General features: G+C 36.9%; 12 protein-coding genes. All 12 read right to left on the bottom strand.

Going from position 1 to position 14,988, the window contains the following annotated elements; translation table 11 throughout:
* Positions 1–63: 63 nt before the first annotated feature.
* Entirely contained in the window at positions 64–507 is a 444-nt protein-coding gene (locus tag BKP35_RS04525; RefSeq protein ID WP_071312168.1) for a cytochrome c maturation protein CcmE domain-containing protein, read from the bottom strand.
* 16 nt (positions 508–523) lie between these two features.
* Positions 524–1,522 (bottom strand): hypothetical protein, encoded by a 999-nt coding sequence (locus BKP35_RS04530; protein WP_071312169.1) that lies wholly within the window; start codon positions 1,520–1,522, stop codon positions 524–526.
* A gap of 369 nt (positions 1,523–1,891) precedes the next feature.
* Complete coding sequence (locus tag BKP35_RS04535; protein ID WP_245741847.1) at positions 1,892–3,358, bottom strand: ammonia-forming cytochrome c nitrite reductase subunit c552; 1,467 nt, start codon at positions 3,356–3,358, stop codon at positions 1,892–1,894.
* Between the two features lie 26 nt (positions 3,359–3,384).
* A complete protein-coding gene (locus BKP35_RS04540; RefSeq protein WP_071312170.1) occupies positions 3,385–3,888 on the bottom strand; it encodes a cytochrome c3 family protein in 504 nt (167 codons plus the stop codon).
* Positions 3,889–4,885: 997 nt separating this feature from the next.
* Entirely contained in the window at positions 4,886–5,809 is a 924-nt protein-coding gene (opp4C, locus tag BKP35_RS04545; protein WP_071312171.1) for an oligopeptide ABC transporter permease, read from the bottom strand.
* Between the two features lie 13 nt (positions 5,810–5,822).
* Entirely contained in the window at positions 5,823–6,770 is a 948-nt protein-coding gene (locus BKP35_RS04550) for an ABC transporter permease (protein ID WP_071312172.1), read from the bottom strand.
* Between the two features lie 80 nt (positions 6,771–6,850).
* Positions 6,851–8,491: a peptide-binding protein gene (locus BKP35_RS04555; protein WP_245741849.1), complete on the bottom strand. Its 1,641-nt coding sequence runs from the start codon at positions 8,489–8,491 to the stop codon at positions 6,851–6,853.
* 56 nt (positions 8,492–8,547) lie between these two features.
* A complete protein-coding gene (locus BKP35_RS04560; RefSeq protein WP_071312173.1) occupies positions 8,548–9,567 on the bottom strand; it encodes an ABC transporter ATP-binding protein in 1,020 nt (339 codons plus the stop codon).
* A complete protein-coding gene (locus BKP35_RS04565; RefSeq protein ID WP_071312174.1) occupies positions 9,567–10,547 on the bottom strand; it encodes an ABC transporter ATP-binding protein in 981 nt (326 codons plus the stop codon). The genes BKP35_RS04560 and BKP35_RS04565 overlap by 1 nt, the downstream gene beginning before the upstream one ends.
* 699 nt (positions 10,548–11,246) lie before the next feature.
* Entirely contained in the window at positions 11,247–12,167 is a 921-nt protein-coding gene (opp4C, locus tag BKP35_RS04570; RefSeq protein WP_071312175.1) for an oligopeptide ABC transporter permease, read from the bottom strand.
* 11 nt (positions 12,168–12,178) lie between these two features.
* Positions 12,179–13,126, bottom strand: a complete 948-nt coding sequence (locus BKP35_RS04575; protein ID WP_071312176.1) for an ABC transporter permease — start codon at positions 13,124–13,126, stop codon at positions 12,179–12,181.
* Positions 13,127–13,314: 188 nt separating this feature from the next.
* Positions 13,315–14,985, bottom strand: coding sequence for a peptide-binding protein (locus BKP35_RS04580; protein WP_071312177.1), 1,671 nt, complete (start codon positions 14,983–14,985; stop codon positions 13,315–13,317).
* Between the last annotated feature and the right edge of the window lie 3 nt (positions 14,986–14,988).

The raw sequence follows: 14,988 nt of genomic DNA on the forward strand, positions 1-14,988 counted from the left end.
TTTTTTCAAATATTATGCATGATAGATGTTATATAGATCCTACTTTACTTAAATTAGTTTCTATTAGTCATCATTACCTACATCTTGGTGTACTGAAGGGTCATAATCCTCATCAGGTTTTTCACCTTCATATACTGATGGACATCTTGTCTGAACCGTTTCAGCATAAAAAATTCCGTCCGGCTGAATATAGCCTCCTAATAGCACAATTACTCCGTCACTGAAATTATCTGGTCTTACTCGTTCATGAAGGACAGATAGGACGTTTCCATCTTCATCTTCGATATCAAAACGTAATTCAATTTCATCTGCACGCCAATCAATGGACTCTTCAACTAAAAAACCTTCTGTATTAATATACCGATCTTCATATTGTCCTGGGTTAGCTACGGCCTGCGCTAATGGGATTTCTGTACCGCTAGCTCCAGGGGTAGCAGCAATTAGTAGTATTAATATAGCTACAATAATCGAACTACCAGCTAGTATAACTTTTGTGTTTTTTGTCACCTAAACTCCTCCTTCTTTAACCTAATTTAGATCGTTTTTCTTTGTACGTTTTTTCATCAATTTTTCCTTCAGCTAGCATTTTTCTTAGTTTCTTTATTTCTTCTTCTTTATTTATAATTTTTTTCGGCTTAGCACTTGCTTCTTTGGAAACGACGTCTCCATTTTTCTTTTTACGAACGATCACAAAAATGAATGCCCCAACTATAATGATTGTTAAACTAATTAAGACTGCATCTTCGGTACTGATGAACGAATTATTACCTCCCTGCGCTTGACCTCCTTCATTAAGTCCAGCATGAATATCGTCATCAGGCATTCCACCTTGCATATCATTGAAAGCTTCAAGGGTTGTAACATTACTATCCTTTGTGTAAGAGACATCAAAAGCTATCGTTTCACCTTGGTTAACTTCGCCCATTTCGTAAACATAAACTTCTCCACCAAAAGAGTCAGATACGAGAGTAGCCTCTTGTTCAACTTGGAAGTTTTCTGCTCGGAACGGTGCGTAAATAGCAACATTAAAATCAGTTACACCAGCATCCGTCACATATTTAAATGTGAAATCTCTTTCTACCCCTCCTTCAATAGAGGCACTAAAGTGTTCAATGATAAAATCAAAAGTTGCATTTGGAGCAATTGGCTCTTGTGGGGTTAAAGAAATGTACTGCTCTTCTTCATTAATAGTAAAATCTATTGGTAGATGTTGTTGTTCATCAACTTCCTGGGCAAGATACCCTATTTGGAACTGAGGTAGATTGGTTGGAAGTTTAAAAATAATTTCTCCGTCATAAGGCTCTTCAGTTTCATTTACGATACTACCGTGATATCCTACTAATAGTGAAGGAATTGTATAATCCCATTCTTCTGGATTAATAAACTCTGGCATAATTTGGACATTTAACTTGGAAAAGGTAAGTGGATTTTCATTTGCATAGGCTTCGTTAGCCGGTAAAAACGTTAATTGTATTACGAGAACCGCTACGAGTAAAACGAAACCCCTAAACAATTTTTTCATATTTATTTCTCCCCTTTTAATTAATCTATCTCTACAAAGATTTCTTCTTAATTTGACTTTAATATTTTGCTCATTTTAGAACTGTGATAAAAGTCACACCTTCGGGTGAAATAACTGTGAATGATTTGTGTGATAATGTGTGATTTTTTTCACAACGACCATAATTTATTGTAAGTAATATTCAACATAATAAAAAAACCGTTAATATGTTAGTATTTACAGTTATTTTTCAGAATAAACAGTATTTTTAATAACCCATAGTATTACATAATTATCCACAAAAAACACCGTACAAATTTTGTACGGTGTTTGTCACAATTAGTTTTTTAACTAGCAAACGTTCATCTCAATCGTTTGCAAAGGTGTTAGTTAGTTATCACGAACGTTCGGGAACCACTCATTTATCGCATGCGTATGCTTTTCATGGTGAACTTCTTCATTAATAACATTTTCTTTCGTAATTTCAATTTGGCGCTCTAACTCATTAATATCTTCACCAACCGCCATTAATGTTCTCGTAGCTACAAGAATAGCTTCTTGGGATCTATCAATTGATCTAGCGAATGATGCCATTGATCCATCAGGGTTATGGAAGCCATAAGAATTTTCTGCGGCTGGCATATCCCAGAACCATTGTCCTTCACGAATTAAATCTTGAACTTTTTTAATATCTTCGTCAGAAATATCTAAGCCTTCACTTTGACGAACGATCATACGGTTAGCATAATAGTGTGCTGATGCACTAATATCTTGAGCTCTTAACAATTGCTCTTTGTGACGGTCTTGAATGTCATTAACACGCTCTTCTAAATAAGTAGGTGATTTATCACCATGACACGAACGACACGATTCTTCAAGAGTGTTCATTGGAGAACCCCAACGGTGAGATGAAATTTTCTTCTTGCCATCAACTCGTTGGTAAGGCATATGACAATCTGCACAAGATACAGTTTGGTGCGGTCCATAACTCCACATTTCAAATTCAGGATGCTGAGCCTTTAAGATTGGTGTATCAGAAATCGTTGATACGTACTCACCTGGGAAACCACCATCTCTAGATGCTTGATACTCAGAGTACTCCCACTGATCTTCAAACGTTAAACCATACCCCCACGGGAATGTAACTTTTTGGTCGTTAAGTGGGTCAAAGTAATACTCAACGTGGCATTGTGCACAAACTAATGAGCGCATATCATGTTGTGTTGCATTTTCATAATCAAAACCTAATCTTTCTAAGCCATCTGTTAATGAAGGACGAGTAATACGTAAATCCATTGTTACTGGATCGTGACAATCAGAACAACCGATCGAAGCATGCCCCCACTTACCAAGCTCGTCATCGCGAGAAGGTCCAGCATGTTCTTCAAGGTATGGCATAATTTCTGTGTGTACATTCATCGCCCAGAAATCATCACCAAACTCTTCAATCATTTGTGGTACAAGTGTAGATTTACAAGTTACACAAGAAGCAATCGCATCTGGGTTTTCGGTAATACGTCTTACTTCAAGTTGATCTTCTAACGCATACGTATGTCCACGAGTTAAGTTATACTCAACCGCGAAGCCAAAACCGTTCCAAACGATCGGTAACATCGGCTCAATGGAAGGGTCATTTTTTTGAATAACCTCTTTTTCATTCACCATATTTTTCATGTAACTTTCCCAATGCTCTGGGAATATATCTTTAAATGCATAGTTATTCCATTCATTCGGATCAAGTCCAGTATCCATTGGTTGACTTTCTTCTGCTTGAGAACTATTGCAAGCCGCTAAAACTAACATTAACAATAGAGAAAAAACAGCCAAAAGAATAGACTTCTTATTTAATCTCCCCATTTTTTTCATCCCTTTCTCATTTAAAATTACCTATTAAACTCAAAGTTTCCTGGCTCAAACCACTCAGCTGGTCTAAAGTCACCTTTATTATGAGGAACTTGACGGTGACAGTCCATACAACTATCTTTTGCATCGTGTGAAATATTTTGTAAACCAGGTTCATGACAACTGATACAATTTTTTTCAATTACTTCCATAGATTTTTCTGTCGCATGGATAACATCTGGTAATTTACTGGCACCAAATGTAGCCATATACCCGTGACTAATAGCATTTTTAGCCTTAAATGTATATCTGGCGATTTTACTATCTGTCGGTGCATGACAATCATTACAGTTAAGTGTTGCATGATTGGAAGCATTAAAATTTTCAATGGTACTTTCGTACATATGACAACTAGCACAAAACTCCGGTGTATCAGTCGCATTGATCGCTCCATCAGTAGTAGCAAAAAATGCTATTCCTACAAACACCCCAATTAATGTAAATAACATCAACTTCTTATCTAGCTTCTGAAGTAAACCTTTCATCTTCTCCCCCCTCCCCTCATAATGAGAGTTGATTTCTATATATTAAACTAAGCATATGGGAAAACTAGGATATATGTAATGCGGATTACATAAAACTTGTGAAATCCCAAAATATTTTTGACTAAAGCTTAGTTCAACAACGAAACTCATGGTTTCACATAAAGTTTTGTAATTTCTAATTTAAGATTACTTTTTATTAGAATTCCCCACTGTGAGAAATGTCACTATAGACAGTGAACAAACTATGAACTTTGTCACACTATAAAATTGCAATAACACAATAATATTAATAATGATCTACACCAAAGTATTACCATCATATGACCTCCAAAAAGCTTACCAAATCAATTTATAAGCATGATAAAAATTAATTTTCACCTTAGATTATGTTTTTTACATATTTCGACATAACTTTTTACACAATCAAATGAACCTCCTTTATAAATCAAGGCTGTGAAAAACATCACTAAAGTTGTGACAAAAAAGTGAACTTCATCACAATAATCGTCAATAGTTTGATAAAAAAACAGTAAATTGAACTTAAAATCAGTAGATTTTTATAAAAATATAGGATATTCCCTTCTTTACTATGGGACTATCCTGACGTTTTTTTATAGTTATTCAACATAAATGTGAAAAAGTTATGTTAAGTGTTGTTTATTTTACTCAATACAAGTTAATTATGTAAAAGTTAGTTCAGTAATTTCACAAGAAAAGCGCAAGGCGCCCGCCTATCGGCGAAAATCGGTGGAAGACCTTCCCGTAGCGGTCAGATTTTAGACCGCAAGGGAAAGTCTGAAGCGGTCGAGCTGATGGCTCCTGCTCCTGCGATTACTCGTCGCAAAACTCCACTGCAGCATATTCAGTGAAGCGTCTTGGAGCTAGACACCTTCCGTGTTCGGATATTATCCACAAATGGTTTGTCTTTATAATTTTCTAAACAGAAAAAAAAGAGAGATACAATTTGTACCTCTCTCTATCTATAAAACTAACTATTTTATTTTTCTATTACCCTTGGATCTAAGGCATCACGTAATCCATCACCAACAAAGTTAAATGATAATACGGTTAGTAAAATCATTACTCCAGGGAAGGTTGGATACCACCAAGCGGTTCTAAAGATCGTAACACTTTGAGAATATGTCAACATGTTACCCCAAGTAGATGTAGGCGGCTGAACACCTAACCCTAAGAAACTTAAAGCTGACTCTGCTAAAATAAAACCACCAACAGCAAGTGTTGCTGCTACGATAACAGGTCCCATCGCACTCGGTAAAATTTGTCCGAAAATAATTTTCATATTAGACATACCAATCGTTCTGGCTGCCAATACAAATTCCCGTTTCTTTAATGTTAAAAACTCACCACGTACTAGACGCGCCGTCCCTGTCCAACTTAAAAAGGCAAATACCATAATTAATTTATCAAGACTCGGCTCTAATACTGCAACAAGAGTAATTAATAAGAAAATATTTGGGAATGAAATAATGATATCTACTAAACGCATTAAAAATGCATCTACTAATCCACCAAAATAACCTGCAAGCGCTCCAACCGTTGTACCGATTGTTACTGCACCAACCATTGCTACAAATCCTACGAATAATGATACTCGTCCACCAAATAATAGACGACTAAAAATATCACGACCTAAGTGATCTGTTCCAAGTAGGAACTCAGCACTCGGTGCTGCTAAGCGATTTCGTAGGTTTTGAAAATCAGGATCATGCGGCGCAATCCAGGGTGCTAAAAGTGCGCTTCCTACAATAATCGCAAGCATAATTAAACCAAATACCGCTAACTTATTTTGTAGAAACTTAGCAACGATAATAGATAAGAGCGAACGCTTCTCACCTAACGATTGAACATCATTAAGCTTCGGATTTTGGTTATTTTGAAGTTGTGCTTCTGATTTCCCCACTGTTCGCCACCTCCTAATATTCGATCCTTGGATCTAGTACTGCATATAAAATATCTGCTATTAAGTTACCAATTACCGTTAATACTGCTCCAAACATTGTAATCGCCATGATTACTGGATAATCCCTTTCAAATGTTGCATCGATAAATAATTTACCAATCCCTGGCCAACTAAATAATTGTTCAACAATTACCGATCCACCAATGAATGTCGGTAACATCAAACCGAAAATTGTAATGATTGGAATTAATCCGTTACGTAAACCGTGTTTATAAATAACTGTACTTTCACGGAAACCTTTAGCACGAGCCGTTCTAATATAATCTTGTTTAACAACTTCTAACATACTTGAACGCGTATAACGAGTGAGTCCCGCCATATCAGCTGTTGCTAAAACAATTGCCGGTAAAATTAAATGATGAAGCCTATCTAGTAAACTAAAATCTGCACCAAGTGTAGAAACACCACCAACTGGTGTCCAACCTAATTGAACTGAGAACAACATAATTAGCATTAATCCCAACCAGAAGTTAGGCGTTGCTAGTCCTAAAAACGAGGTCATCGTCACACCGTAGTCTAACTTTGAATACTGTTTGGTAGCTGAAAGTACCCCAAATGGTATCGCGACAATTATTGCTAATATAGTTGAGAAAATCATAAGAATTAAAGTATTAGGTAAACGATCTGCAATCATATCTCTTACAGGTTGTTTCTTTGTAAATGAAGTTCCAAAATCCCCTTTAACCACATTACTCATCCAATTAATATATTGAATATGCGGAGGGTCATTTAAACCTAATCTCTCCATTTGTGCTTCACGCGCCTCAACCGAAATGTCTGGATCTAAATCCATAACCGTCGGTTTACCTGGGGCTGCATACATAATTGCAAAGGAGATAACTGATATTCCAAAAAGAATTGGAATCATCATAATTAGTCGGCGAATAATATAAGTCGTCATCTTCTTCCTCCTTTACTTTCATTAGTTGCAAGGAGTTAGAGGGAATTAATTATTCCCCCTAACCTTTTGCAAATTTTCTATTACTGGTTTAACCACCATTCGTGAACTTTGTACATGTCAATACGTGGGTGATGTGTAAAACCTTGAACTTCTTTTGATAAAGCTACGAATTGATAAGGGTAGTATAAGAATGTGTATGGTTGCTCTTCAGCAATGATCGCAAATGCATCACCAAGCATCGCTGCACGTTCAGCTTGATCCATAACTAATGTATTTTCATCAGCAATTCTGTCTACCTCGTCGTTTCGATACGCACTTCTGTTTAAACCATTTTCAATTTGGTCAGAATGCCAAATTGCTCTTGGGTTAGGGTCTGTTGCTAATCCCCACGCCATAACTACGCCATCAAAATCAAAGTTTGGTGGGTTAATTTGATCCAAGAACGCACCCCACTCCATTTGTTCAGGCTTAACTTCAATTCCTACTTCACGAAGGTATTGTTGTGTAATAATACCGATATCACGGCGAGTAACGTTACCACTGTTTGAAAGGATAGTAAATGAAAGTCTTTCACCATCTTTTTCAAGGATTCCGTCTGAACCTGGCTCCCAACCCGCATCAGCTAATAATTGTTTAGCTTTTTCTACATCATACTCAAACTTAGGAACATCATCATTGTATGCCCAGCTTAATGGAGATACTGGTGCATGGGCAACTTCAGCATTACCTTCCATAATTGTTTCTACAAGTTCTTGACGGTCAATCGCGTGTGTAATCGCTTGACGAACTCGTTTATCTTCAAATAATGGGCGGTCTAAGTTCCAACCAAGATAGTCATAACGTAAAGCTAATGTTGAGTGAAGATTTACATGGTCATAAAGTTCAATTGTACCAATTTCAGATGTTGGTGCTATCATATGGTGAATGTCACCAGTTTCAAGTAATAATACTAATGCATTTGAATCAGAAGCAAATCTAAATGTTACATTGTCAAGGTATGGACGACCTTCAAAATATTCTTCATTAGCTTCTAATACTAAGTTTTGTCCACTAGTCCAGCTAACAAATTTAAAAGGACCTGTACCAATTGGATTTTGCATATTGAACTCTCTGTAATCTTCTAAGTCAGCAACAGGGATATCTTCTAATAAATGCTTAGGAAGAATTCCGTAAGTTACTCGTGTAGCAAATGCAGCATCTGGCTCAGCTAAAGTGAATTTCACTGTATATTCATCTAAAGCTTCTACATTTACTAATGATCTAAAGTCTCCTGCACGTGGGCTTGTTGTGTCTTCATGAATGAAAACGTTGTAAGTGAAAACAACATCCTCAGCTGTTAACTCAGCGCCATCGTGGAATAAAATACCTTCGTTTAATTCATACGTCCACTCTAAACCATCTTCAGAAATTTCTGGTTGAGTTTTTGCAACTAAAGGTTCCATCTCTAAGTTTTCGTTTGTTTGCATAAGTCCAGCAAATACTAAATCAGTAATATCTGCACTCGCTGAATCTGTATGGTAAAGCGGATTTAAAATTACAGGCTCACCTGAAGTACCTAAAATCATATTACCACCGTATTGTGGGTCACCTACCGGTTGTTGTTCAGCTGTATCTTGATCGCCACCTGTTTGATCTGGAGCGTCTGTACCGCCACCACAAGCAACTAAAAATAGAGACAGCATGAAAATCATACTAATTGAAGCAAAAATTGTCTTTTTCAATGGTGTTTCCTCCTAAAGATAAAATAGTTTGTCTTGCTTAGAATGTCACTAAGTGATTAATTATATAAGTGACAGGCAACAAAGTGCCCAGGTTCTAACTCTTTTAATTCTGGAACTACTTCCTTACAGTGATCCATCGCTTGTGGACAACGCGTATGGAAAACACAGCCTTTTGGCGGATTTGAAGGACTCGGTACGTCCCCTTTTAAAATAATTCTCTCACGCTTCACTTCACTTGGATGCGATTTCGGAATCGCAGAAAGTAACGCTTGAGTATAAGGGTGTAACGGGTTACTATATAACGTCCTCTTATCAGTTACTTCCATCATTCGACCTAAATACATAACACCGATACGGTCAGATATGTGTTTTACTACAGCTAAGTCATGAGCAATAAATAAATACGTTAATCCAAACTCTTTCTGTAAATCATTCATAATATTTAATACTTGTGATTGAATCGATACGTCTAGCGCTGAAACTGGTTCGTCACCAATAATAAGCTTCGGATTTAGTGTTAAAGCACGGGCAATACCAATTCTTTGACGTTGTCCACCTGAGAACTCATGAGGATAACGATCGCGTAATTGTGGCATTAAGCCAACACGGTCTAGAAGATGCTCAACACGCTCTTTTCTTTCGGCCTTCGAATATAAATTGTGTACTCGGAACGGCTCTTCCAATATTGTTCCTACCGTTTTTCTTGGGTTTAACGATGAAAAAGGATCTTGGAATACCATTTGAATATCTTTACGATAAGGCTTGAGCTGCTTTTCTTTTAAACCAGATAAATCTTGTCCATCAAAAATAATTTCTCCTTCTGTTGGTTCGTATAGACGAATAATCGTTCTACCTGTTGTAGATTTTCCACAACCAGACTCCCCAACAAGGCCGAAAGTTTCACCTTTTTTAATAAAGAAACTAACGTCATCAACCGCCTTAACGTGCCCAACTGTTTTTTGAAGGATCCCAGCTTTCACCGGGAAATATTTTTTTAACCCATTAACTTCTAATAAAATATCAGATTTATCATTTTTTACGCTAGGTTGATTTTTTGCTAACGTTTCAACTGTCATTATTCATTACCCCCTTCATCATGCAAAAAGCAACGTGACTTTCGCCCTGGGTAAATTTCTTTTAATTCCGGTTGCTCTGTTAAGCATTTTTCCATCGCATGTTCGCACCGTGTGACGAAACGACACCCTTTTGGAAAGTTGTCAGGAGAAGGAACATTACCTCCAATAGATGACAAACGTTCTTTTTCCTCATCAAGTTTCGGAACCGAACCTAGTAAACCTTTAGAATAAGGGTGTAGTGGATTGTCAAATAACTCAACAATACCTGTTTCCTCAACTACTTGGCCTCCATACATAACGATTACACGATCAGCTAATTCAGCAACTACACCTAAATCATGAGTGATCAATATGATCGAAGAGTCGAACTTTTCGGAAAGCTCTTTCATTAACTCTAAAATTTGTGCTTGAACCGTTACATCTAAAGCTGTTGTTGGCTCATCAGCAATCAATAGTTTTGGGTCACAGCTCATTGCCATCGCAATCATTACCCTTTGTCTCATACCACCAGAAAGTCGATGCGGATAGTCATCTAAGATTTCTTCAGCTCGTGCAAAACCAACGATTTTCAATAATTCAACCGCTTTTTGTCTTGCTTCTTTTTTCGACATTTTTTTATGGTAAATAAGGACTTCCGTGATTTGCTCACCAATTGTTAGTACAGGGTTTAAAGATGTCATCGGTTCCTGGAAAATCATAGCGATTTCATTCCCACGGACTTTAAACATTTCATTTTCACTTAATTGCAGTAAATCGGTCCCATCAAAAATAATTTCCCCATCAACCGTTTTACCGCCTGGTTTTGGCACAAGGCCCATAATTGAAAGTGACGTTATACTTTTACCTGATCCCGACTCACCAACAATGGCTAAAGTTTCACCTTTTTTCACTTCAAAGTCTACTCCGTCAACTACTGGTAAGACTTTATTTTTAGAGAAAAAGTGGGTCTTTAAGTTTTTAACTTGTAATAATGTAGACATCTTAAGCTGTCACCACCTTTATAAAATTTAAGCTTATAGCCTATTTAACTATTAGTCTTACTTTAAAGTTAAGACGTCAATTATATTATAAAATCATTTGTCATAACTACTGTGCTACAAGTTGATAGAATTTTAAATTTAATAGGAACGTCTAAAATGTTATATTAATGTAACAAAAATGTCAATAATAATAATTTGTCATTTTTTCACTTGGTTGAATTTGCTGAAAAATCATTATCTTGACGCTCTTTAAAACACTTTGACACTTGAAAGCGCTTTAGTGTTATTATTTTAATATAACAAATAATTTAACTGAAAAATTTTAATTTTTTCTTAATTTTAATTTTTCGATCAAATATATTTATTATTCTAATATAATATTATCACAATTTATCTTTAAACACTACTTCTGTAGTGATATTTCTACTATGTAATGTTTGCCACATTGTGTCGAATCCTGTACTATCAATCATTCCAACAATAAAAGATTGTTCTTCTCAGAATACACTTTTCTCTTTGCACTCATTAAGCTGCACACACACTTACTGAGCGCGCGCTCAATTTACTATATAACAAAAATGTCTGTTTTTATCACTTATATCACTATTCAATAGGGCCACCAATGTTTTGGTCATTTTGAACAATAAAAAAAATAGCTTGCCGTATAAAAACGGTAAGCTATTTTTGTTAATATAATTTTTATTTTTCAATAACACGTGGGTCTAGAGCATCACGTAAACCGTCACCAACAAAGTTAAATGATAATACTGTAAGTAAAATCATTACCCCTGGGAAGGTTGGATACCACCAAGCGGTTCTAAAAATCGTTACACTTTGCGAGTACGTCAACATGTTCCCCCACGTTGATGTTGGTGGTTGAACACCTAAACCTAAGAAACTCAACGCTGACTCAGCTAAAATAAATCCACCGACAGCAAGTGTCGCAGCTACAATAACTGGTCCCATCGCACTCGGTAATATTTGACCAAAAATAATCTTTGTATTCGACATGCCGATCGTGCGAGCCGCTAATACAAACTCCCGCTTCTTCAATGTTAAAAACTCTCCACGTACTAAACGTGCTGTACCAGTCCAACTCAAGAAGGCAAATACCATAATTAATTTATCAAGACTCGGTTCTAGTACCGCAACAAGAGTAATTAATAAGAAGATATTCGGGAACGAAATGATGATATCTACTAAACGCATTAAAAATGCATCGACTAATCCACCGAAATATCCTGCAACTGCACCAACAGTTGTTCCAATCGTTACCGCACCAACCATCGCTACAAACCCTACGAATAATGATACTCGTCCACCATATAAAAGACGACTTAAAATGTCACGTCCTAAGTGATCCGTACCGAGTAAAAACTCTCCACTAGGTGCCGCTAAGCGGTTTCGTAAGTTTTGAAAATCTGGATCATGTGGTGCGATCCAAGGTGCTAAGAGTGCAGTACCTACTATTATAGTTAACATGATTAAGCCAAAGACGGCTAATTTATTTTGTAAAAACTTCGCAACGATAATCGATAAAAGCGAACGTCTTTTCCCTAACGTTTGTTCAATCCGCTTTTCACCTTTCTCGTTCGGTAGATTTAATTCAGGTTTTCCCATTTCACTACCTCCTAATACTCGATCCTTGGATCTAATACAGCATAAAGAATGTCTGCGATTAAGTTACCAATAACGGTTAGTACAGCACCGAACATCGTAATCGCCATAATGACAGGGTAATCCCTCTCAAAAGTAGCACTAATGAATAAATGCCCAATACCTGGCCAACTAAATAATTGTTCAACAATTACTGAACCACCGATAAATGTAGGTAACATTAACCCGAAGATCGTAATAATCGGAATTAGTGCGTTGCGTAATCCATGCTTATAAATAACCGTTTTCTCTCGGAAGCCTTTTGCTCTTGCTGTTCGGATGTAATCTTGATTAATAACTTCTAACATACTAGATCGTGTATAACGAGTCAGACCTGCCATATCCGCCGTTGCTAAAACAATGGCTGGCAATATTAAATGGTGAAGTCGGTCTAACAAATTAAATTCTCCACCTAATGTAGAAACTCCACCTACTGGTGTCCAGCCTAACTGGACGGAAAACAGCATAATTAACATTAATCCTAACCAAAAGTTAGGGGTAGCTAGTCCTAAAAATGACGTAATTGTAACCCCGTAATCTAATTTTGAATACTGTTTAGTCGCTGATAGCACCCCAAACGGTATCGCAATAATCACTGCTAATATTGTTGAAAAGATCATTAATATTAGTGTATTGGGTAAACGATCGGCAATCATGTCTCGAACTGGTTGTTTTTTCGTAAATGATGTACCGAAATCACCTTTTACAACATTGCTCATCCAATTAATATATTGAATATGAGGCGGGTCATTTAAACCTAATCTCTCCATTTGTGCTTCACGTGCTTCTACCGAAATATCTGGATCTAAATCCATTACTGTTGGTTTTCCCGGTGCCGCATACATAATGGCAAAGGAGATAACTGAAATTCCAAACAGGATCGGAATCATCATTATTAGTCGTCGAATAATATACGTCGTCATCTTCTTTACTCCTTCACTTTGGATTTAACAGAAAAACTTGGCTTATCGCCAAGTTCCTAAGCGAGCGCCTTCGTTTTTCTTATACTTATAAAACCTATAACAAGGTTATATAAAGTTATAGTCTTTAAAAGTATAAGGAATGTAAGGGGGACGCTCGCGCCCCCTTAGCTCCTTACATCACTTGAAAATTAACGATCTAACCACCATTCGTGCACTTTGTACATATCTACACGTGGATGATGTGTAAATCCATGTACGTCTTTTGACATTGCTACGAATTGCTCTGGGTAGAATAAATACGTGTACGGTTGCTCTTCAGCTAAAATCTCCCATACTTCAGCAAGTGCTGCTGCACGCTCTGCTTGATCAAGAATTTTCGTGTTAGCATCTGCAATTTCATCTACACGATCGTTTCTATAAGCACTTCTGTTAAGCCCATTTTCAATTTCTTTTGAGTGCCAAATTGCACTTGGATCTGGATCAAGAGCTAAGCCCCAAGCCATTACAATTGCATCAAAGTCAAAGTTTGGAGGGTTAATTTGATCTAGGAACGCTCCCCACTCCATTTGTTCAGCTTTTACTTCAACACCGATTTGACCAAGGTATTGTTGAGTAATGATCCCGATGTCACGACGAACAACGTTACCACTGTTTGAAAGGATTGTGAATGACAATCTTTCACCGTCTTTTTGTAAAATTCCATCATCACCTGGAGTCCAACCAGCTTCTTCTAATAAAGCTACAGCGCCCTCTGGATCATAATCAAATGTTGGTACATTATCATTGTATGCCCAGCTTAATGGAGATACTGGTGCATGAGCAACTTCAGCATTACCTTCCATTACTGTTTCAACAATTTCTTGACGATCAATTGCCATTGTTAATGCTTGACGAACACGAACGTCTTCAAATAATGGACGATCTAAGTTCCAACCAATATAGTCATAGCGTAAAGCTAATACATTTGAAAGGTTAACATGGTCATAAGTTTCAATTGTTGCTAATTCAGTTGTTGGTGCGATCATGTGATCGATGTCACCTGTCTCAAGTAATAATACTAATGCGTTTGCATCAGATGCAATACGGAATGTTACTGTATCAACATATGGACGACCATCGAAGTAGTCTTCAAAAGCAGTAAGTTTAATGTTTTGTCCTGGAGTCCAGCTTTCAAATACGAATGGACCAGAACCAATTGGATTTTCAATGTTAAACTCACGGTAGTCTTCTAAGTCAGCAATAGGAATATCTCCTAAAATATGATACGGTAAAATACCATAGCTCATTAATGTTGCAAAACGAGCGTCTGGCTCATTTAATGTAAACTTAATTTCATAATCATTTAATGCTTCAACTTTCTCTAAAGCTGTAAAGCTACCAGCACGAGGACCAGTGTAATCTTCATGTAAGAAAATTTCATACGTGAACACTACGTCTTCAGCAGTTACTTCTTCACCATCATGGAAAAGAATACCTTCACGAAGTGTGTACGTCCACTCTAGACCATCCTCAGAAATTTCTGGTTGGTCAACTGCCATATTAGGAACAACTTCTAAATTTTCGTTAGATTGCATTAAACCAGCAAACACTAAGTCTGTTATATCAGCACTTGCTGAATCTTGGTGATAGTTTGCATTAAAAATAACTGGCTCACCAGAAGTACCTAATACTAAGTCTCCACCGTATTGAGGCTCTCCAGGTGTAGCTTCTTCAGTAGTGTCTCCATCGTTATTGTCTGATGGAGTTGAACTTTCATCTTGCGTGTCTGTAGCTGTGTCTTCTCCGCCACAAGCTACTAAAAATAGTGATAACGCGAAAATCATACTTAACAATACGAGTAGTGATTTTTTTGTTTTCAAAGT

It is taken from the genome of Anaerobacillus arseniciselenatis (assembly GCF_001865995.1).
GTDB classification, from domain to species: domain Bacteria; phylum Bacillota; class Bacilli; order Bacillales; family Anaerobacillaceae; genus Anaerobacillus; species Anaerobacillus arseniciselenatis.